The organism is Gammaproteobacteria bacterium (assembly GCA_015709635.1).
Classification (GTDB): domain Bacteria; phylum Pseudomonadota; class Gammaproteobacteria; order Burkholderiales; family Nitrosomonadaceae; genus Nitrosomonas.
Genome location: CP054180.1, coordinates 2440689 through 2461634, shown reverse-complemented (window position 1 = coordinate 2461634; position 20946 = coordinate 2440689). Strand labels below are relative to the sequence as shown.

General features: G+C 42.5%; 30 protein-coding genes. 29 read left to right on the top strand and 1 reads right to left on the bottom strand.

The window, feature by feature from the left end; translation table 11 throughout:
• Positions 1 to 27: 27 nt before the first annotated feature.
• Positions 28 to 2595 carry a DNA gyrase subunit A gene (gene gyrA / locus HRU78_11835; protein ID QOJ24251.1) on the bottom strand — a complete coding sequence of 856 codons (2568 nt, stop codon included), beginning with the start codon at positions 2593 to 2595 and terminating at the stop codon, positions 28 to 30.
• A 297-nt stretch (positions 2596 to 2892) separates the two neighbouring features.
• Between gyrA and HRU78_11830 the strand changes: the two genes are divergently transcribed.
• The 29 genes from HRU78_11830 to rplO all read left to right on the top strand — a co-directional run bounded on the left by HRU78_11830 (position 2893) and on the right by rplO (position 20935).
• Complete coding sequence (locus HRU78_11830) at positions 2893 to 4053, top strand: aspartate aminotransferase family protein (protein QOJ24250.1); 1161 nt, start codon at positions 2893 to 2895, stop codon at positions 4051 to 4053.
• A gap of 47 nt (positions 4054 to 4100) precedes the next feature.
• A complete protein-coding gene (gene argF, locus HRU78_11825; GenBank protein ID QOJ24249.1) occupies positions 4101 to 5027 on the top strand; it encodes an ornithine carbamoyltransferase in 927 nt (308 codons plus the stop codon).
• A gap of 75 nt (positions 5028 to 5102) precedes the next feature.
• Positions 5103 to 6329 (top strand): argininosuccinate synthase, encoded by a 1227-nt coding sequence (locus HRU78_11820; GenBank protein ID QOJ24248.1) that lies wholly within the window; start codon positions 5103 to 5105, stop codon positions 6327 to 6329.
• 95 nt (positions 6330 to 6424) lie between these two features.
• Entirely contained in the window at positions 6425 to 6910 is a 486-nt protein-coding gene (locus HRU78_11815; GenBank protein ID QOJ24247.1) for a YajQ family cyclic di-GMP-binding protein, read from the top strand.
• Positions 6911 to 7149: 239 nt separating this feature from the next.
• A complete protein-coding gene (gene rpsL, locus HRU78_11810; protein ID QOJ24246.1) occupies positions 7150 to 7527 on the top strand; it encodes a 30S ribosomal protein S12 in 378 nt (125 codons plus the stop codon).
• 76 nt (positions 7528 to 7603) lie between these two features.
• The gene (gene rpsG, locus HRU78_11805) at positions 7604 to 8074 is read left to right on the top strand and encodes a 30S ribosomal protein S7 (GenBank protein QOJ24245.1); all 471 of its coding nucleotides are present in this window, start codon (positions 7604 to 7606) and stop codon (positions 8072 to 8074) included.
• A 60-nt stretch (positions 8075 to 8134) separates the two neighbouring features.
• Positions 8135 to 10225: an elongation factor G gene (gene fusA, locus HRU78_11800; GenBank protein ID QOJ24244.1), complete on the top strand. Its 2091-nt coding sequence runs from the start codon at positions 8135 to 8137 to the stop codon at positions 10223 to 10225.
• 31 nt (positions 10226 to 10256) lie between these two features.
• The gene (gene tuf, locus HRU78_11795; GenBank protein ID QOJ24243.1) at positions 10257 to 11447 is read left to right on the top strand and encodes an elongation factor Tu; all 1191 of its coding nucleotides are present in this window, start codon (positions 10257 to 10259) and stop codon (positions 11445 to 11447) included.
• A gap of 70 nt (positions 11448 to 11517) precedes the next feature.
• Positions 11518 to 11826, top strand: a complete 309-nt coding sequence (gene rpsJ, locus HRU78_11790; GenBank protein QOJ24242.1) for a 30S ribosomal protein S10 — start codon at positions 11518 to 11520, stop codon at positions 11824 to 11826.
• Between the two features lie 100 nt (positions 11827 to 11926).
• On the top strand, positions 11927 to 12574 hold the full coding sequence (gene rplC / locus HRU78_11785) for a 50S ribosomal protein L3 (GenBank protein QOJ24241.1): 648 nt from the start codon (positions 11927 to 11929) through the stop codon (positions 12572 to 12574).
• Positions 12575 to 12610: 36 nt separating this feature from the next.
• The gene (gene rplD, locus HRU78_11780; protein ID QOJ24240.1) at positions 12611 to 13231 is read left to right on the top strand and encodes a 50S ribosomal protein L4; all 621 of its coding nucleotides are present in this window, start codon (positions 12611 to 12613) and stop codon (positions 13229 to 13231) included.
• Positions 13228 to 13563: a 50S ribosomal protein L23 gene (gene rplW / locus HRU78_11775; GenBank protein ID QOJ24239.1), complete on the top strand. Its 336-nt coding sequence runs from the start codon at positions 13228 to 13230 to the stop codon at positions 13561 to 13563. Before rplD ends, rplW begins: the two co-directional genes overlap by 4 nt.
• Positions 13563 to 14396, top strand: coding sequence for a 50S ribosomal protein L2 (rplB, locus tag HRU78_11770; protein ID QOJ25040.1), 834 nt, complete (start codon positions 13563 to 13565; stop codon positions 14394 to 14396). The genes rplW and rplB overlap by 1 nt, the downstream gene beginning before the upstream one ends.
• An 8-nt stretch (positions 14397 to 14404) precedes the next feature.
• Positions 14405 to 14686 (top strand): 30S ribosomal protein S19, encoded by a 282-nt coding sequence (gene rpsS, locus HRU78_11765; GenBank protein ID QOJ24238.1) that lies wholly within the window; start codon positions 14405 to 14407, stop codon positions 14684 to 14686.
• Between the two features lie 11 nt (positions 14687 to 14697).
• Positions 14698 to 15045, top strand: a complete 348-nt coding sequence (gene rplV / locus HRU78_11760) for a 50S ribosomal protein L22 (protein QOJ24237.1) — start codon at positions 14698 to 14700, stop codon at positions 15043 to 15045.
• A gap of 20 nt (positions 15046 to 15065) precedes the next feature.
• Positions 15066 to 15809, top strand: coding sequence for a 30S ribosomal protein S3 (gene rpsC, locus HRU78_11755; protein QOJ24236.1), 744 nt, complete (start codon positions 15066 to 15068; stop codon positions 15807 to 15809).
• A gap of 77 nt (positions 15810 to 15886) precedes the next feature.
• Positions 15887 to 16303, top strand: a complete 417-nt coding sequence (rplP, locus tag HRU78_11750; protein ID QOJ24235.1) for a 50S ribosomal protein L16 — start codon at positions 15887 to 15889, stop codon at positions 16301 to 16303.
• 2 nt (positions 16304 to 16305) lie between these two features.
• Entirely contained in the window at positions 16306 to 16494 is a 189-nt protein-coding gene (gene rpmC / locus HRU78_11745) for a 50S ribosomal protein L29 (GenBank protein ID QOJ24234.1), read from the top strand.
• A 2-nt stretch (positions 16495 to 16496) separates the two neighbouring features.
• On the top strand, positions 16497 to 16751 hold the full coding sequence (gene rpsQ, locus HRU78_11740) for a 30S ribosomal protein S17 (protein ID QOJ24233.1): 255 nt from the start codon (positions 16497 to 16499) through the stop codon (positions 16749 to 16751).
• A gap of 52 nt (positions 16752 to 16803) precedes the next feature.
• Positions 16804 to 17172, top strand: coding sequence for a 50S ribosomal protein L14 (gene rplN, locus HRU78_11735; protein QOJ24232.1), 369 nt, complete (start codon positions 16804 to 16806; stop codon positions 17170 to 17172).
• Between the two features lie 18 nt (positions 17173 to 17190).
• Positions 17191 to 17505 (top strand): 50S ribosomal protein L24, encoded by a 315-nt coding sequence (rplX, locus tag HRU78_11730; protein ID QOJ24231.1) that lies wholly within the window; start codon positions 17191 to 17193, stop codon positions 17503 to 17505.
• Positions 17506 to 17521: 16 nt separating this feature from the next.
• Positions 17522 to 18061, top strand: coding sequence for a 50S ribosomal protein L5 (gene rplE, locus HRU78_11725; GenBank protein ID QOJ24230.1), 540 nt, complete (start codon positions 17522 to 17524; stop codon positions 18059 to 18061).
• Between the two features lie 8 nt (positions 18062 to 18069).
• On the top strand, positions 18070 to 18375 hold the full coding sequence (gene rpsN / locus HRU78_11720; protein ID QOJ24229.1) for a 30S ribosomal protein S14: 306 nt from the start codon (positions 18070 to 18072) through the stop codon (positions 18373 to 18375).
• A 71-nt stretch (positions 18376 to 18446) separates the two neighbouring features.
• A complete protein-coding gene (gene rpsH, locus HRU78_11715; protein ID QOJ24228.1) occupies positions 18447 to 18842 on the top strand; it encodes a 30S ribosomal protein S8 in 396 nt (131 codons plus the stop codon).
• 15 nt (positions 18843 to 18857) lie between these two features.
• The gene (rplF, locus tag HRU78_11710; GenBank protein QOJ24227.1) at positions 18858 to 19391 is read left to right on the top strand and encodes a 50S ribosomal protein L6; all 534 of its coding nucleotides are present in this window, start codon (positions 18858 to 18860) and stop codon (positions 19389 to 19391) included.
• A gap of 13 nt (positions 19392 to 19404) precedes the next feature.
• Entirely contained in the window at positions 19405 to 19758 is a 354-nt protein-coding gene (rplR, locus tag HRU78_11705) for a 50S ribosomal protein L18 (protein QOJ25039.1), read from the top strand.
• A gap of 34 nt (positions 19759 to 19792) precedes the next feature.
• Positions 19793 to 20317, top strand: a complete 525-nt coding sequence (gene rpsE / locus HRU78_11700) for a 30S ribosomal protein S5 (protein QOJ24226.1) — start codon at positions 19793 to 19795, stop codon at positions 20315 to 20317.
• Positions 20310 to 20501 carry a 50S ribosomal protein L30 gene (rpmD, locus tag HRU78_11695; protein ID QOJ25038.1) on the top strand — a complete coding sequence of 64 codons (192 nt, stop codon included), beginning with the start codon at positions 20310 to 20312 and terminating at the stop codon, positions 20499 to 20501. The genes rpsE and rpmD overlap by 8 nt, the downstream gene beginning before the upstream one ends.
• A gap of 2 nt (positions 20502 to 20503) precedes the next feature.
• A complete protein-coding gene (gene rplO, locus HRU78_11690) occupies positions 20504 to 20935 on the top strand; it encodes a 50S ribosomal protein L15 (GenBank protein ID QOJ24225.1) in 432 nt (143 codons plus the stop codon).
• The last annotated feature ends 11 nt before the right edge of the window (positions 20936 to 20946 follow it).

Below are 20946 nucleotides of genomic sequence, written 5' to 3'. Positions count from 1 at the left end.
GCGTATTCCCCGGTTGATTGCCGGCGGCTAACCGTCACCTTCGCTGTCTTCGCTTTCTTCACTTTCGATGACGCGTTCCAATCCGGCCAGTTTCTCGCCCGGATCGAGATTGATCAAGGTGACGCCTTGCGTGGCACGGCTCATTTCGCGCACTTCGTTGACACGCGTGCGGATCATGACGCCGCCAGAGGTGATCAGCATGATTTCGTCATCCTGCTTGACCAGTTTTGCCGCGACCACTTTGCCGTTGCGCGCGCTGGTGATGATCGCGATCATACCTTGCGTGCCGCGATTGTGGCGGGTGTATTCGCTGATCGGCGTGCGTTTACCGAAGCCGTTTTCCGTGGCGGTGAGCACCGCCAGCTCTTCACTCTCGGCGACCAGCATTGAAATGACTTGCTGTCCGGAGCCGAGTTTCATGCCGCGTACCCCGCGAGCGGCGCGTCCCATCGGACGCACATCGTTCTCATCGAAACGCATGGCTTTGCCATTATCCGAAAACAGCATGACGTCGTGTTTGCCGTCGGTCAACTCGACACCGATCAAATAATCGCCTTCGTCCAAGCCGATGGCGATGATGCCGTTATTGCGCGGACGGGAGAATTCCGACAGCGGTGTTTTCTTGACCGTGCCGAAAGCCGTCGCCATAAAGACAAAGTGATCGTCGTCAAAGGTTTTGACCGGCAGTACGGCGTTGATTTTTTCACCTTCTTCCAGCTGTACCCAATTAATGATCGGCTTGCCGCGTGACTGCCGCCCACCTTGCGGTACTTCGTAGACCTTGATCCAATATACACGTCCCAGACTGGAGAAGCACAAAATATAGTCATGCGTGTTGGCGATGAACAGCTTGTCGATAAAGTCGTCTTCTTTGGTGCTGGTTGCCAGCTTACCGCGTCCGCCGCGTTTTTGCGCGTGGTAATCGTCGAGCAATTGCGACTTGATATAGCCGCTATGCGATAGTGTCACAACGACATCGGCCGGTGTAATCAGGTCTTCGACACTTAAATCCCGCGTGTCGAGAATGATTTCGCTGCGGCGTTTATCGCCGAATTGCTGACGAATGGCATCGAGTTCTTCCGTGATGATGCGGGTAATGCGCTCCGGATTGGCGAGAATATCCAGAAAGTCGATGATTTTATCGATGATTTCCTTGTATTCGTTGACGATCTTTTCCTGTTCCAAGCCGGTCAGACGTTGCAGACGCAAATCCAGGATCGCTTGCGCTTGCTCATCGGACAAATAGTAGCCCTGCGATTGCAGGCCGAAAGCGGCATCCAGCCCTTCGGGGCGCAGTGCATTGGCATCGGCAATGGCGCGCTCAAGCATTTCCTTGACCAATGCCGAGCGCCAAGCCTTGGCCATTAAGGCGGTTTTGGCATCGGCCGGGGTCGCTGCGGCTTTGATCAATGCGATAATTTCGTCGACATTCGATAGCGCAACCGCCAAGCCTTCCAGGATATGGCCGCGTTCGCGTGCTTTCTTCAGTTCGAAAACCGTGCGCCGGGTGACGACTTCACGGCGGTGACGCAAGAAGGCATCGAGGATTTGTTTCAAGTTCAGCAGGCGCGGCTGGCCATCGAGCAACGCCACCATGTTCATGCCGAACGTATCCTGCATCTGTGTTTCTTTGTACAGATTGTTCAGAATGACTTCGGGCATCTCGCCGCGCTTCAGTTCGATGACGACGCGCATGCCGGATTTGTCGGATTCGTCGCGCAGATCGGAAATGCCTTCGACTTTCTTGTCGCGCACCAATTCGCCGATACGTATCAATAGATTGGCTTTGTTGACCTGGTACGGCAGCTCGTCGATGACGATACATTGGCGGCTGCCTTTTTCCATGTCTTCAAAATGCGTGCGTGCGCGCATCACCACGCGCCCCCGGCCGGTGCGGTAGCCGTCTTTGACGCCTTCGACGCCGTAAATGATGCCGGCGGTCGGAAAGTCGGGTGCCGGGATGAGTTCGATCAGTTCATCGATGCTGATTTCCGGGTTTCCAAGCAGCGCCAGGCAGGCATCGATGACTTCGCCCAAATTATGCGGCGGGATATTGGTCGCCATACCGACAGCGATACCGGAAGAGCCGTTGATCAGCAGATTCGGGATTTTGGCGGGTAGAATCAGCGGTTCTTGTTCCGAGCCATCGTAGTTCGGACCAAAGTCGACTGTTTCTTTATCCAAATCGACCAGCAGCTCATGCGCGATGCGAGACATGCGGATCTCGGTATACCGCATGGCTGCGGCATTGTCGCCATCGACAGAACCGAAGTTGCCCTGCCCGTCGACCAACATGTAACGCAATGAGAAATCTTGCGCCATACGGACGATGGTGTCATAGACGGCGGTATCGCCATGCGGATGGTATTTACCGATGACGTCACCGACGATACGCGCGGATTTTTTGTAGGGTCTGTTCCAGTCGTTGGAGAGCTCGTGCATGGCAAACAGCACGCGCCGGTGCACCGGTTTCAAGCCATCGCGAACATCGGGCAGGGCGCGTCCGACAATGACGCTCATTGCATAATCAAGATAGGAACGCCGCATCTCCTCTTCAAGGCTGATGGGCAGGGTTTCCTTGGCAAACTGATTCATAGCTTATGATTTTGTGAGAAACAACAGGTTATGACGCAGAAATGTATCTTCTTGCAACTGGGTACCGGAAATTTGCATATGCGGCATTCTAACATGATGCTATCGTTTCCCGATTAACTTTGGGTTATGGTTATGGGAAATTGCCATGAATAAGTATAAAGTCAAACAAAAAAGCTTGAAAAAGCAGATTAAATAGGTAAACATAACAACTTTTTCAAATTTTCCTTAGCTTGCCGGGTGAGGCGCTGAATTGAATTTTTCATCTAAAAATGTGAGTGTGATGCTGTGTCTAATTTAATGAATACCTACGCACGGTTACCTGTTACCTTCGTCAAAGGCGAAGGAGTGTGGTTATGGGATGACCGGGGTGAGCGTTATCTGGATGCATTGTCCGGTGTTGCTGTGTGCGGATTGGGGCATTGCCATCCGAGATTGACCAAAGCGATTTGTGAGCAAGCCGGAACGTTGATTCACACATCCAATCTTTTCCATATCGAGAAGCAGGAACGTTTGGCCGACCGCTTGACGGAATTGTCAGGAATGGATAACGCATTTTTCTGCAATTCCGGCGCCGAGGCAAACGAAGCGGCCATCAAGCTGGCCCGGCTGCATGGACATAACAAAGGCATATCGCTGCCTACCATCATTGTCATGGAGCGGTCATTTCACGGCCGTACTATGGCGACGCTCACGGCTAGCGGAAACCGCAAGGTGCAAGCCGGGTTCGAGCCGTTATTATCCGGTTTTGTGCGTGTTCCCTATAACAATATGGATGCGATTACACAAGTTGCCGCCAACAATAAGGATGTTGTGGCCGTATTGGTAGAACCCTTTCAGGGCGAAGGCGGGGTCAATATACCCGAGGTGCATTATCTGCAGGAATTGCGCCATTTGTGCAATCAGAATGACTGGCTGTTGATGCTGGATGAGGTGCAATCCGGTATCGGGCGCAGCGGCAAATGGTTTGCGTTCCAGCATAGTCAGATCATGCCGGATGTCGTCACCTTGGCCAAAGGCCTGGGAGGCGGAGTGGCGATCGGTGGTTGTCTGGCCAAAGGGATAGCGGCGGAAGTCTTTAAGCCGGGCAACCATGCTTCCACGTTTGGCGGCAATCCGTTAGCCTGTGCTGCGGCGATCGAGACGCTGAGCGTGATCGTCGATGAGGGGTTGCTCGATCATGCAACCCGCTTGGGTGATTTCATGCGCAACCGGCTGCGGGATCAACTGGCCGATGTCGCGGGTGTCGTGCAAGTCAGAGGCCAGGGCTTGATTATTGGCGTCGAACTTGCAGTACCTTGCGGTGAGCTGGTGAAAAAGGCCTTGGAGAGGAAATTACTGATTAATGTGACATCGGATAAAGTGATTCGTTTGTTGCCCGCGTTTGTAATGCGGCAGGATGAAGCTGAGCAAGTGGTGAGTATTACATGCTCGTTGATAAAGGAATTCTTGAATAACTAAGCAGACATCATCGGATCATGTATGGCTGATTAGCTATTTACCCTGTTATGCAATTAAAGCATTTTCTGCAATTCAAAGATTTTAGTCGTGACGAATATGAGCATCTGTTCGCGCGCGCCCGCTGGATAAAGCAAGAGTTCAAGCAATACCGGCAATACTGGCCGTTGACGGATCGTACGCTGGCGATGATATTCGACAAGAGTTCGACACGCACGCGCTTATCGTTCGAAGCCGGTATGCATCAATTGGGCGGTGCAGCCATTTATTTGTCGACGCGCGATACTCAGCTGGGACGCGGGGAACCGGTGGAAGATGCGGCGCGTGTGATTTCCCGCATGGTCGATCTGGTGATGATCCGGACGTATCAGCATGACATTGTCAGCCGCTTTGCGGAATACTCCAGAGTGCCGGTTATCAATGGTTTAACCGATGAGTATCATCCCTGTCAGATCATGAGTGATATTTTTACTTATATTGAATACCGCGGCGCTATTGAAGGCAAAACCGTAGCATGGATCGGCGATTCCAATAATATGTGCAGCACTTGGCTGCAAGCGGCCGAAATTTTCAATTTCAAAGTGCATGTCTCGACACCACCTGGTTACGATATCGATCCAGATCGGATAGGACTGAAAAGCAGCGCACACTTTGAGAAATTTACCAGCCCCCATCAGGCAGTAACGGGAGTTGATCTGGTCACCACCGATGTGTGGACCAGTATGGGATTCGAAGCGGAAGCGGAACAAAGAAAAAATGACTTTGCCGAGTTCTGTGTCGATCAGGAAATGATGGCACTGGCAAAACCGGATGCATTGTTTATGCACTGCCTGCCGGCTCATCGGGGTGAAGAGGTCAGCGCCGAAGTGCTGGATGGACCGCAATCGGTGGTATGGGACGAAGCCGAGAACCGGCTGCATACGCAAAAAGCATTGATGGAGTATTTGCTGTTGGGCAGAGTCAATACAGGAAGTTAAGTCGGGAATTTGAAATCAACTAAGCGCGCAATATCGTATCTTTATGGCGCTGAATAAACGAATCTATTGGGAATAATGAAAAAAATTAATAAAGTGGTGTTGGCATTTTCCGGAGGATTGGATACTTCTGTGATTCTGAAATGGTTGCAGGATACCTATCAATGTGAAGTTGTTACCTTTACCGCGGATATCGGGCAAGGCGAGGAGGTCGAACCGGCGCGTGCGAAAGCAAAACAGTTCGGTGTGAAGGAAATTTATATTGATGATTTGCGCGAAGAATTTGTGCGCGATTTTGTGTTTCCTATGTTCCGGGCCAATACGATCTACGAGGGTGAGTATTTGCTGGGTACCAGTATTGCGCGTCCGCTGATTGCCAAAAGGCAAATTGAGATTGCCAAGGAGACCGGCGCGGATGCGGTTTCTCATGGTGCAACCGGTAAAGGTAACGATCAAGTGCGTTTCGAGTTGGGTTATTATGCATTGCAGCCGGATATTCATGTGATCGCGCCGTGGCGTGAATGGGATTTAACCTCCCGGGAGAAGTTGTTGCAGTACGCCGAGCGGCACGGTATCCCGGTCGAAATGAAGAAGAAAGCAGGATCACCTTACAGTATGGATGCCAACCTGTTGCATATTTCTTATGAGGGCAGAATTCTGGAAGATCCGGCGGTGGAACCGGAAGAATCCATGTGGCGCTGGAGTGTGTCGCCGGAAACAGCGCCGGACCAACCTGAATATCTGGACATAGAGTTTAAACGAGGGGATGTAGTGGCATTGAACGGCACTGCATTATCACCGGCGAGTGTGCTGGAAAAGCTTAACCAATTAGGCGGAAAACACGGCATTGGCCGACTGGATTTGGTGGAGAATCGCTACGTCGGCATGAAGTCGCGCGGGTGTTATGAAACGCCGGGTGGAACAATTTTGTTGCGAGCGCATCGCGCCATAGAGTCGATTACGCTGGACCGCGAAGTGGCGCATTTAAAAGACGACTTGATGCCACGCTATGCAGCTCTGATTTACAACGGTTATTGGTGGAGTCCGGAACGCAAAATGTTGCAAACGATGATCGATGCGAGTCAGGAAAAAGTAAATGGCTGGGTGAGATTGAAGCTATATAAAGGAAATGTCATTGTGGCCGGCCGGGATTCGCAAACCGATTCCTTGTTTGATCCAACCATTGCGACGTTCGAAGACGACGCCGGTGCTTACAATCAAGGGGATGCGGCGGGATTCATCAAATTGAATGCTTTGAGAATGCGTATTGCGGCTAATGCTGAAAAGAAAAAAATCAAAAAATAACTTCTTCAAACTCGTCAGCAGAAACAGAGTAATCGGTTTTTTTGTATGGCAGGTTTGGAAAAATAAGATCAATTGCTGCGGCGAAGAGAGAAATAATGCCTACGTTTGATATCGTTTCGGAAGTGGATAAACAAGAAGTCAGAAATGCTGTCGATCAGGTGAACAAAGAGGTAGGTACCCGGTTTGATTTTAAGGGCTCCGATGCCGGAGTCGAGCAAACGGATTTTCAGTTGACAGTGTTTGCCGATGACGAGTTTAAGCTGGAACAGATACTGGATATTCTCAGAACCAGATTAACAAAGCGTAACGTCGACGTGCGTTGTCTGGAAAAAGGTCAAGTGGAGAAAATCAGCGGAAACAAAGTAAAGCAGACAGTGACCGTTAAGACGGGATTGGAAACGGAATTAGCGAAAAAAATTATCAAGCATATAAAGGACAGCAAACTTAAAGTGCAAGCCAGCATTCAAGGGGATGTGGTACGTGTAACAGGAGCAAAGAAGGATGTGCTGCAAGAAACAATTCAGTTGATAAGAAAAATGATTGATGATTTTCCGCTGCAATTTCAAAATTTCAGGGATTAATCGGCAGTGAAAAAATATATTGTCAGGAATTTAAAGGTAGCCTATCTTTATGTTGACATACATTGATAAACACAATAGAATCCGCTCTCTTTTTTGCCGCATCTTAGAGAAAGTGAGAAGCGGGTAAATAAATGATCAATGAACTGCGTTGGAAAGTTTAAATAAACCAACAAATAAGCAGATCAAACAAATCAAATGAAGGGTGGTTATAAGCCATCACAGTTTTTTAGGATACAGAAATGCCGACAATCAGTCAGTTAGTTCGAAAACCGCGCGTTGCTAAACGAGTAAAAAGTAATGTTCCAGCGCTAGAGAACAGCCCGCAAAAAAGAGGAGTATGCACAAGGGTGTATACGACAACGCCCAAAAAGCCGAATTCGGCACTGCGTAAGGTGGCAAGGGTTAGATTGACGAATGGTTTTGAGGTAACGAGTTATATCGGTGGCGAAGGACATAACCTTCAGGAACACTCGGTTGTGCTGATACGCGGTGGTCGTGTAAAGGATTTGCCGGGTGTGCGCTATCACACCGTTAGGGGTAGTCTGGATACGGCAGGAGTTAAAGATCGCAAGCAGGGGCGGTCAAAATATGGCTCTAAGAAACCAAAAACTGCTTAAGGGTTGTTGTTAAATTTGTTAGATGCAGAATTTTAGAGAAATTGCAAAAAATTTGCGTAATGTGTGAGGTTGTGTAATGCCAAGACGTAGAGAAGTGCCAAAGCGGGAAATATTGCCGGATCCAAAATACCATAATGTCGAATTGGCAAAGTTTGTAAATGTGCTTATGACGCGTGGTAAAAAGTCCGTGGCCGAGAGAATTATTTATGGTGCGTTGGAGCATATAAGCAAAAAAACCGGAAGTGATCCATTAGAAGTTTTTACGCAAGCACTGACTAATGTTCGTCCAATTGTGGAAGTAAAAAGTCGCCGTGTGGGTGGAGCCAACTATCAAGTGCCGGTTGAGGTGCGGTCAGTGCGTCGTAATGCGTTGGCCATGCGTTGGTTAAGGGATGCAGCCAGAAAGAGAAGCGAAAAATCGATGGATGCGAGATTGGCGGGTGAATTGGCCGAAGCGGCAGAAGGGCGTGGTGGTGCGGTAAAGAAACGGGAAGAAGTTCATAGAATGGCAGAATCCAATAAGGCATTCTCGCACTTTAGATTTTAATGCAGCCGAACATCCGGCGTTTAGCGAATATAAGTTGAATTAATCGTAAGGCATTTAACTGTGGCAAGAAAAACTCCAATAGAGCGTTATAGAAACATAGGTATTATGGCGCATATCGACGCGGGAAAAACGACGACTACCGAGCGTGTGCTTTTTTATACTGGTGTGTCACATAAACTGGGTGAAGTTCATGATGGCGCGGCAACTATGGACTGGATGGAGCAGGAGCAGGAAAGAGGTATTACGATTACGTCAGCAGCGACGACTTGTTTCTGGAGAGGGATGGGCGGAAATTATCCCGAGCATCGGATTAACATCATAGACACTCCTGGGCACGTCGATTTCACTATTGAGGTAGAACGTTCGCTACGTGTGCTGGATGGGGCGTGTACGGTTTTTTGCGCGGTAGGTGGCGTGCAACCGCAGACAGAAACGGTTTGGAGGCAAGCAAATAAGTATCAAGTGCCCCGTTTAGCGTTTGTGAATAAGATGGATCGTTCGGGTGCAAATTTTATGCGTGTTTATGAGCAGATTAAAACGCGATTAAAAGCAGTGCCAGTGCCGATACAGTTGCCAATTGGTGCTGAAGATAAGTTTGAGGGTATTGTCGATCTGGTAAAGATGAAGGCTATTTACTGGGATGATGAAAGTCGTGGAATGAAATTTGAAGAACGAGACATACCTGCAAATTTAAAAGAGGATGCTAAGGTATGGCGTGAAAAAATGGTTGAATCCGCGGCGGAAGCAAATGAAGAGTTAATGAATAAGTATCTTGAAAACGGGGATTTGGAAATTCCCGAGATCAAGAGTGGTTTGCGCACGCGAACAATAAATAATGAAATAGTGCCTATGATGTGTGGCACGGCCTTTAAAAATAAAGGTGTGCAAGCGATGCTGGATGCGGTTATAGATTATATGCCATCGCCTACGGATATATTGGCAATACAGGGTGAGAGTGAAAATGGTGAGGCAGATAAACGTAGTGCAGACGATAACGAACCATTTTCGGCATTGGCATTCAAGATTGCAACAGATCCTTATGTAGGGCAGCTAATTTTCTTCCGGGTTTATTCGGGTGTCGTTGTGTCTGGTGATACGGTTTATAATCCGGTTAAGGGCAAAAAAGAAAGAATTGGTCGGATTCTGCAAATGCACGCTAATCAGCGTGAAGAAATTAAAGAAGTGCGTGCGGGTGATATAGCGGCTGCCGTCGGTTTGAAGGATGTCGTCACGGGGGATACTCTATGTGATCCGCAAAAAGTGATTACATTGGAAAGAATGGATTTTCCTGAACCAGTAATTCATGTCGCTGTTGAGCCAAAAACAAAAATAGATCAGGAAAAAATGGGAATTGCGCTTAACAGATTAGCGCAAGAGGACCCTTCATTTAGGGTGCGGACTGATGAAGAATCGGGCCAAACAATTATTTCTGGAATGGGAGAGTTACATTTAGAAATTATTGTGGATCGCATGAAACGGGAATTCGGTGTGGAAGCGAATGTTGGTGCGCCACAAGTTGCCTATCGCGAAGCAATAAGAAAATCTGTGGAAATAGAAGGGAAATTTGTTAAACAATCAGGCGGGCGTGGTCAATACGGTCATGTATGGCTAAAAATGGAACCGAATGAAGCAGGTAAGGGCTTTGAGTTTGTCGATGAGATAAAAGGTGGAGCAGTGCCTCGCGAATATATACCGGCAGTCGAAAAAGGATTGTTGGAGACACTGCCAAGTGGGGTGCTGGCGGGCTATCCGGTTGTTGATGTTAAAGTTACTCTTTTTGATGGTTCATATCACGACGTTGATTCTAATGAAAACGCATTCAAAATGGCAGCATCGATAGCATTTAAAGATGGTATGCGTAAAGCCAGTCCGGTGTTATTAGAGCCAATGATGGCGGTAGAGGTTGAATCTCCCGAAGATTTTATGGGTAATGTGGTAGGAGATTTATCATCAAGGCGCGGCATGATACAAGGAATGGAAGATGTGCCTGGATTTAAAGTAATTCGCGCTGAAGTTCCGTTGGCGGAGATGTTTGGTTATTCAACGGCGCTGAGGTCCGCTACACAAGGAAGGGCAACTTATTCAATGGAGTTTAAACATTATTCTGAAGCTCCAAAGAATGTGGCAGATGCGATAATTAACAAAAAATAATTGAATTGTTAAGAGTGTAAAAGGAACAGACATGGCAAAGAGTAAATTTGAGCGATCGAAGCCACACGTAAATGTTGGAACGATAGGACACGTGGATCATGGTAAGACGACGCTAACGGCGGCGATTACGACGATATTGACGAAGAAATTTGGCGGAGAAGCGAAGAGCTACGATCAGATTGACTCGGCGCCGGAAGAGCGTGCGCGTGGAATTACCATTAATACAGCGCATGTGGAATACGAAACAGCGAATCGTCATTACGCGCATGTGGACTGTCCTGGACACGCGGATTATGTGAAGAACATGATCACGGGCGCAGCACAAATGGATGGAGCGATTCTGGTTGTATCGGCCGCTGACGGCCCGATGCCGCAAACGCGTGAACATATACTGCTGGCGCGCCAAGTGGGTGTTCCCTACATCATTGTATATATGAACAAAGCGGACATGGTTGACGATGCTGAATTGATCGAGCTAGTCGAAATGGAAATACGCGAACTATTATCCAAATATGATTTCCCGGGCGACGATACCCCGATTATTGTCGGTTCGGCACTGAAAGCACTGGAAGGTGATCAAAGCGATATCGGCGAACCCTCCATTTTGAAATTGGCGGAAGCGTTGGATAGTTATATACCGCAACCGGAGCGCGCAATTGACGGTGCTTTCATCATGCCTGTGGAAGATGTATTCTCGATTTCAGGTCGTGGAACGGTTGTAACGGGTCGCGTGGAAAGAGGGATCATTAAAGTAGGTGACGAGATAGAGATTGTTGGTCTCAAGCCTACACTGAAAACGGTATGTACTGGTGTAGAAATGTTCCGTAAACTGCTGGATCAGGGGCAAGCGGGAGACAATGTTGGAATATTGCTGCGAGGCACGAAGCGGGAAGAAGTGGAACGTGGTCAGGTATTGGCAAAACCGGGCAGTATATCGCCGCATACCAAATTCACAGCAGAGATTTATGTGTTAAGTAAAGATGAAGGTGGAAGACATACACCTTTCTTCCCTGGCTATCGTCCGCAATTTTATTTTAGGACGACGGACGTGACGGGAGCGATCGAACTGCCGGCTGGCACGGAAATGGTGATGCCTGGGGATAACGTATCGGTAACAGTGAATTTGATAGCGCCGATTGCGATGGAAGATGGATTGAGGTTTGCGATACGTGAGGGTGGAAGAACGGTAGGTGCCGGCGTGGTCGCAAAAATCATCGAGTGATTTTAAGGATCTTGAAAAATTGAGTTTAATCAGATTGTAGTGTTTAATTTTTAAACTCAGGATTAAAAATATGCAAAATCAAAAAATTAGAATTCGCCTTAAGGCTTTTGATTATCGATTGATAGATAAATCAGCACTTGAGATTGTTGAAACGGCTAAGAGGACAGGGGCTGTAGTCAAAGGTCCCGTACCATTGCCTACTCGCATAGAACGTTTTGATGTGCTTCGATCTCCTCATGTAAATAAAACATCTCGCGATCAATTTGAGATCAGAACACATTTGAGATTGATGGATATTATTGATCCAACAGATAAAACAGTCGATGCATTGATGAAATTGGATTTGCCGGCTGGTGTTGATGTCGAAATTAAACTATAAAAAATTTTCATGGTAAGTTTGAAAGACAAGAAAATTCGATATTGTTTGAGTAAATACTTTTTATAAAGTAATGATACATGTGGATTAAAAGAGGCTAGGTATGAGTATAGGGTTGATTGGTCGTAAAATCGGGATGACGCGAATTTTTACTGACAATGGGGATAGTTTACCTGTAACGGTAATTGATGCTTCCAATAATCGTATAACTCAGATAAAAAAGACTAAAACCGACGGTTATTCTGGTATTCAATTAACTTTTGGAAGAAGAAGAGCGAGTAGAGTTAATAAATCAGCTGCAGGGCACTTTGCAAAGGCAGGTGTGGAAGCTGGAAGCATTATGAAAGAATTTCGTGTGCATACAGACGATGCGCTTAATCAAATTCAAAATGGAGAAAATGTTAAATGTGACATTTTCAAAGTAGGTCAAAAGGTAGATATATCTGGGATAACTATTGGTAAAGGGTACGCCGGTACCATAAAGTTACATAATTTTTCGTCAAATAGAGCCAGTCACGGTAATTCAAAAGCACATAACAAACCGGGATCGATCGGAATGGCTCAAGATCCAGGACGAGTATTTCCAGGAAAGAGAATGTCCGGTCATATGGGGAACGTACAAAGAACTGTGCAAAATATAGAGATTTTAAGAATTGATAATGAGAGAAATTTACTGCTAGTCAAAGGCGCGATACCCGGATCTAAGGGAGGGAACGTTATTGTGCGCCCAAGCATTAAAGTGAAGAAATAAATAAATTAGTAAAACAAAGAATAAGGTGAACAGGTAATGGAGCTAAAGCTTATTGGTGAAAAAAATCAGACATCAGGAAATATTACTGTTTCTGATGAGCTTTTTAATAGAAATTACAATGAAGCACTTGTTCATCAAATTGTAACATCTTATTTGTCGAATGCGAGAAGTGCTACTCGAGCGCAGAAAGGGCGTTCAGATGTTGCGAAATCAACCAAAAAGCCATGGCGACAGAAGGGAACAGGGCGTGCACGTGCCGGAATGGCGTCAAGTCCGATCTGGAGAGGGGGTGGAAAAATTTTTCCAAATAGCCCAGATGAAAATTTCAGAAAAAAATTAAACAAAAAGATGTATCGTGCTGGTATGAGTGTCATCTTATCGCAATTAATACGTGATGAGCGATTGCTAGTTACAGATAAATTTAACATTGACACTCATAAGACCAGAATTTTTAAAGAAAAACTAGCAGTTTTTGGATTAAATGAAGTAATGTTAATAACAAATCAGGTGGACGATAATTTATATTTATCATCAAGAAATATCCCGCGAGTTTCTGTTGTGGAAGTAAGGAATATAGATCCGATTAGTCTTTTAAAGTTTGAAAAAATTTTACTAACATTTGCAGGATTGAAGGAGCTTGAGGAGCTTTTGTCATGAAAGGATTGAATATTGATCAGGAACGCTTATTAAAAATAATATTAGCACCTCATATATCAGAAAAAGCAACATTTATTGGGGAAAAAAATAATCAAACGATATTTCGGGTTGCAATCGATGCAACCAAAAAAGAAATAAAGGATGCTATAGAATTATTATGGAAAGAGCAGAAAATAGAAGTAAAAAATGTTCAGACCATTAATGTAAAAGGGAAAAAGAAAAGAATTGGTCGTTTTATGGGGCGAAGAAGTGACTGGAAAAAAGCCATCATAAGTATTAAATCTGGACAAGAATTGAGCTTCACCAATTTTTCAAGTGCAGAGGTTAAATGATGGCACTCGTTAAACAGAAACCAACATCGCCTGGAAGAAGAACAGTTGTAAAATTAATCAATAAGGATTTATATAAGGGTAAGCCTTATAAAAATCTAATTGAGAAACAAGTAAAAACTGCAGGCAGAAATCATCATGGCCATATAACGGTTAGGCATCGCGGTGGTGGGCACAAGCATCATTATAGACTAATCGATTTCAAGCGTAATAAGGATAATATAGCTGCAATAGTAGAGCGTATTGAATATGATCCAAATAGAACTGCTAATATAGCTCTGGTTTGCTACCAAGATGGAGAAAGAAGATATATCATTGCACCGAAAGGCTTAACTGTCGGAGCAAAAATTGGCAGCGGTAAGAGTGCACAAATAAAACCTGGAGATGCATTGCCATTGCGCAATATACCGATGGGAACAATCATTCACTGCGTAGAGTTGTTGCCGGGGAAAGGAGCGCAGCTGGGAAGATCAGCGGGTGCGTCTATTCAGCTACAAGCACGAGAAGGAAATTATGCACAATTGAAACTCCGTTCTGGAGAAATGCGAAAAGTTCATATTGATTGTCGTGCGACAATCGGAGAAGTTGGTAATGCTGAGCATAGCTTGAGATCAATCGGTAAAGCTGGAGCTGTGAGATGGCGTGGAATTAGGCCTACTGTTAGAGGAGTTGCGATGAATCCTATCGATCATCCGCATGGAGGTGGTGAAGGAAGAACGTCAGCCGGTAGGCATCCTGTAAGTCCTTGGGGAGTACCGGCTAAAGGTTATAGAACTCGAAAAAACAAACGAACAGAAGTGATGATAATTCGTCATCGTTATTCGAAAAAAGGATGATTTATTAAATGGCACGATCAATAAAGAAAGGACCATTTGTCGATATTCATTTGATGCAAAAAATTTTGAAAGCACGGGAAACAAATGACAAAAGACCAATAAAAACATGGTCAAGGCGCTCAACAATATTACCAGATTTTATAGGAATGATCGTAGCCGTACATAATGGAAAGCAACATATTCCTGTTTTAGTTACGGAGAATATGATCGGTCACAAGTTTGGCGAGTTTTCGCTAACTCGTACCTTCAAAGGTCATGCTGGTGATAAAAAAGCAGTTACTAAACGATAGGAAATATGATAATGGAAACAACTGCTAAATTGCGTAGTATTAGATTATCAGCACAAAAAGGACGTTTAGTAGCTAATCAAATTAGAGGTTTGCCTGTTGATAAAGCTCTCAATATTTTAACTTTTAGCCCTAAAAAAGGAGCTGAGATAATACGCAAGATTTTGGAATCCGCCATTGCGAATGCAGAGCACAATGAAGGAGCAGATATTGATGAACTCAGAGTTTCGTCAATATTTATTGATCGCGGGACATTGATGAAGCGCACAAGCGCGCGCGCGAAAGGCCGTGGAAATAGAATTGTAAAACCAACATGTCACATATCACTGACTGTGAGTGACAGTAAAAGTTTGATCAAATAAAAGTAAAGGCGTTAGTTGATATGGGTCAAAAAATACATCCAACCGGATTCCGGCTTTCAGTTCAAAAAAATTGGCAATCTAAATGGTATGCAACTAGCAATAGTTTTGCGATTATGCTCAATGAAGACATAAAAGTACGGGCTTTTCTTAATGAAAAACTAAAAAATGCGTCGGTTGGCAGAATTTTAATAGAGAGACCGTCAAAGAATGCCAGAATTACAATATATAGCTCACGTCCTGGAGTTGTTATTGGAAAGAAAGGTGAGGATATAGAGATATTGCGTACTGAACTCCAAAAACGAATGGGAGTTCCAGTACATGTAAATATTGAAGAAATTAGAAAACCAGAATTAGATGCACAACTAATCGCTGATAATATTGCGCAACAGCTAGAAAAAAGAATTATGTTTCGGAGAGCAATGAAAAGAGCGATGCAGAATGCAATGAGACTGGGGGCACAAGGTATTAAAATAATGAGCTCTGGAAGATTGAATGGAATTGAGATAGCTCGCACTGAATGGTATCGTGAAGGCCGAGTACCACTTCACACGTTAAGAGCTGATCTTGACTATGGTACATCCGAAGCTAAAACTACGTATGGGATTATCGGTATCAAGGTTTGGATTTTTAAGGGCGAAATATTGGGAAAGAGCGATTTAAATAATCTTGGCATTTCAAGTGCAAATTTAAGTAATGAAAAGAAAAAAATTAGCAAAAAAACTGCAACTTCATTTGCAAAAGAATTTGATACAAATACTGACTAAGCATTAAATTATGATAATCGTATAAATATGTTTTTTAGAACATTTAATTATCAAATTAAATAGCACTGAGGAAAGAAATGCTTCAACCAGCCAGAACAAAATATAGAAAGCAGCAAAAAGGAAGAAATACGGGAATCGCAACGCGCGGATCGAAAGTCAGTTTTGGAGAATTTGGCTTAAAAGCGATTGATCGAGGTCGATTAACGGCGCGTCAAATTGAAGCGGCACGTAGAGCGATGACTAGGCATATTAAAAGAGGTGGACGTATCTGGATACGAATTTTTCCTGATAAGCCAATTTCACATAAACCAGCAGAAGTTAGAATGGGAAATGGAAAGGGAAGTCCCGAGTATTTCGTAGCAGAAATACAACCCGGAAAAGTATTATATGAAATGGATGGTGTTACAGAAGAATTGGCAAAAGAAGCATTTAGATTAGCTGCAGCAAAGTTACCGATTAAAACAGTATTTACAATTAGACAGATTGGTGGATAACAATGAAAGCTAGTGAGCTAAGAGAAAAATCTTTAACTGAGTTAAATAAGGAATTGATCACATTATTAAAAGTCCAATTTGGTTTAAGAATGCAATTAGCAACGCAACAGCTTTCAAACACAAGTCAGCTGAAAGCGGTTAGAAAAGATATAGCAAGAATCAAAACTGTCATAAAACAAAAAGTGAATTAATTATGAATAATGAAAAATTAAAACGCACTCTGACAGGAAAAATTACGAGTAATAAAATGGAGAGAACTGTCACAGTTTTAGTAGAACGTAGAATAAAACATCCACTTTATGGGAAATATATAACTCGATCTAAGAAGTATCATGCACATGATGCTGACAATAAGTTCTCTATTGGCGATATTGTACTAATTGAGGAATGTCGACCTATATCCAAGACTAAAAGTTGGAATGTTGTAAAGCAAATAAATAAAGTTTAGTGAATAGAAGTTACAATTATTTGCCATATTTTTTAGTAAAAGAGAATAATAAATGATACAAATGCAATCGATATTACGAGTCGCAGATAATACTGGTGCAAGGTCGCTGATGTGTATCAAAGTCCTTGGTGGTTCTAAAAGGCAATATGCTGGCATTGGGGATATAATTAAGGTTAGTGTGAAAGATGCTGCGCCCAGAAGTAGAGTAAAAAAAGGTGAAGTTTACAATGCGGTAGTGGTTCGAACTGCAAAAGGTATAAGGCGTATAGATGGCTCTTTATTAAAATTCGATGAAAATGCAGCTGTACTTTTAAATAATAAACTAGAGCCAATAGGTACGCGTATATTTGGGCCCGTTACCAGAGAATTGCGTAATGCTCGTTTTATGAAAATTGTATCGCTTGCTCCAGAAGTTTTGTAGAAGTAAAAAGGAATAGGTATGCGAAAAATTCGGAAAGGTGACGATGTCATTGTAATCGCTGGTAAAGATAAAGGAAAAAGAGGTACGGTACTTCGCGCTATCAAATCAGATTACTTAGTAATTCAAGGTGTGAATTTAGTTAAGAAACATCAAAAACCAAACCCGGCAACAGGTGTAACAGGCGGGATAATGAGCATGGAAGCTGCTATACATATATCTAATGTAGCAATTTATAATTTTACTTCTAAAAAAGCGGACAGAGTCGGTTTTAAATTATTAACAGAAAATAAAGTGCGTATTTTTAAATCCACTAATGAGCAGATTGAAAAATAAAAGGAGATAAGATTGTATGGCTCGCTTGCAAGATTATTATCGAAACACAATAACAAAAGAATTGACGGAGCAGTTTGGATATAAATCAAAAATGGAAGTCCCTTGCATTAGTAAGATAACACTCAATATCGGACTTGGTGAAGCAACGACAGATAAGAAATTAATTGAAAATGCAATTTCTGACATAAAAAAGATTTGTGGTCAACAACCTGTAGTGACAAAAGCAAAAAAATCAATTGCAACGTTCAAAGTAAGAAAAGATTATCCTATTGGATGCATGGTAACTTTGCGAAAAATTAGAATGTATGAGTTTCTCGATAGACTAATTACGATTGCAATTCCTAGAATACGTGATTTTAGAGGTATATCGGGAAAAGCTTTTGATGGTAGAGGCAATTATAATATGGGCATTAAAGAGCAGATTATTTTTCCAGAGATTGATTATGATAAGATAGATGCCTTACGTGGCATGAATATTTCTATCACTACAACAGCAAAAAATGATACAGAAGCAAGAGCTTTGTTAGCGGCATTTAACTTTCCTTTTAAGAACTGAGATCAAAAATGGCAAAGCTTGCAGTCATCAACCGAAATGATAAGCGACAGAAAATAATTAATAAATTTGCAGCTAAAAGAAAAAATTTATATGAACAAATAAATAATTTTTCTTTAAGTGATGATGATCGCTATATTGCGCGTCAAGAATTACAAAAACTTCCAAGAAATTCAAGTCCTGTTCGATACAGAAAACGTTGTGCTCTAACTGGAAGGGCAAGAGGAGTTTATTCAAAATTTGGACTTGGAAGAAACAAATTAAGAGATATGGCTATGAGTGGTAAAATTCCTGGTCTCATAAAAGCAAGTTGGTAGTAATAAAAAAATGTAGTAAAACGTTTTCAATATTTTGAATATTTAATTTATTATTAGTTGAGTATATTGACATGAGTATGAGTGATCCTGTTGCTGATATGTTAACTAGAATTCGAAATGCGCAGTTAGCTAAAAAACAGATTGTTAGCATGGGAAATTCACATTTAAAATCTGCGATAGCGAATGTATTGAAAGAAGAAGGATACGTTAATGATTTTAATGTTATTCGTGTAAATAATAAAAATATACTAGAAATAGCTCTTAAGTATCATGCTGGTGAAGCAGTGATTGAGAATATTAAAAGAGTGAGTAGGCCTGGTTTGAGAATATATAAATCCAGTAAGAGCTTGCCAAATGTAATGAATGGATTGGGAATTGCGATAGTGTCAACATCGAAGGGTGTAATGACGCAAAATAAAGCCAGAGTGATGGGTATTGGCGGCGAGCTTTTATGTACTGTTGTGTAAAGGATTTAATATAAAATGTCACGAGTTAGTAGCAATCCAATAAATATTCCCTCAAATGTGGAAGTGTATATAACAAAGGATAATATTCACGTAAAAGGACCGTTAGGTGCTTTGCAGCATTCAGTAACTGACGATCTTATATTCAATATGCAGGATGGTTTCTTGAAAATAAAAAAAATATCTGAATCGCAACAGACAAATGCAATTTCAGGAACCATTAGAGCGATAATAGCTAATATGGTGTGTGGAGTTTCGATAGGATTTGAAAAGAAACTGCAATTAGTAGGCGTAGGATACAAAGCACAAGCATCTGCTAATAAATTAAATCTTACATTGGGATTCTCACACCCTATTGATTTTGAAATTCCAGATGGAATTAGAATTGAAACACCATCACAGACAGAAATAATTGTTAAAGGAATCGATAAACAAAAAGTAGGGCAAATCGCTGCGAATATTAGAGCTTATCGAAAACCAGAGCCATATAAAGGTAAAGGTGTTCGTTATTCAGATGAAGTTATAGTACTTAAAGAAACGAAGAAAAAATAAGTGAAATAATATGTTGAACTCAAAAAATAAACGTATTAAGAGATCAAAAAAAGCTAGAGCAATAATTGCTAAATTAGGTTTAATAAGATTATCTGTTCATAGAAGTAATTCGCATATATATGCACAATTAATTGATGATAAAAATAATAAAGTGATAACCAGTGCTTCAACTTTAGAGCCTGAGGTTAGAAGTGCGCTTAATTCAGGTGGAAATATTAAAGCTGCAGTTCTTGTGGGAAAACGGATAGCTGATAAAGGTATAAAATTCGGAATAGCAAACATTGCATTTGATAGATCTGGGTATAAATATCATGGACGAGTAAAGGCTTTAGCTAATGCAGCCCGGGAAAGTGGGTTAAAATTTTAATAAGATTAAATAATGTCCGAAGGCTGGTGGATATATGAGCGTTAAAATGATAGGAACAGAAGAAAGTAGCGACGATTTACGTGAAAAGATGGTTGCTATTAATAGAGTAACTAAAGTCGTTAAAGGTGGACGCATATTGGGATTTGCTGCTCTAACAGTTGTTGGTGATGGAGATGGCGGTGTGGGTATGGGGAAGGGCAAGTCGCGCGAAGTGCCTGTTGCGGTTCAAAAAGCAATGGATGAAGCTCGCCGAAAAATGATAAAAATTAAATTAAAAAACGGGACAATTTACCATCCGATTACCGCGTCGCATGGCGCAGCTAAAATATATATGCAGCCTGCACCGGAAGGTACTGGCATAATAGCAGGTGGTCCAATGCGGGCTATATTTGAAGTGATGGGTATGACTAATATATTAGCAAAATGTATTGGCTCAACAAATCCGTATAATGTTGTAAGAGCAACACTCAAAGGCCTTACTAAAATGAATACACCAGCCAATATTGCTGCAAAGCGCAATAAATCTATAAAAGAAATAATGGGGCATGGTAATGATTGATTCTAATAAAAAAGAAGCAATAAAAATTACTCTTATAAAAAGTGTAATAGGAACAAAAAAATCGCATAAGGCCACTATTATTGGCTTAGGATTAAAAAGACTAAATAGTTCGCGTATACTTGCAAATACACCTGAAACTCGAGGAATGATTAATAAGATAAATTATTTAATTAAGTGTGATTGATTATGTATCTTAATTCAATTAAACCAGCTAATGGTTCAAAGAAAAGTAAATTGAGATTAGGGCGCGGAATAGGTTCTGGATTAGGAAAAACCTGTGGAAGGGGACATAAAGGGCAGAAATCTAGAGCAGGCGGGTTTCATAAAGTTGGATTTGAAGGTGGACAAATGCCAATTCAAAGACGCTTACCAAAAAGAGGATTTTCAAGTTTAAAGAGTCGACAATCTTATAGCTTAAGATTAAGTGATTTGAGTATCATTCCTGAAACAGAAATTAACTTAGATACATTGATAAAGTATAATATTGTTTCAAAGAAAATTAACAAAATAAAAATATTTAAAGCAGGGCAGAGTAATCAAAAATATCATTTTAAAGATATTACAGTTAGTAAAGGTGTGCATAATATAATGCAAGCATTAGATCGATCTACTTCATAAATTTTAATTAA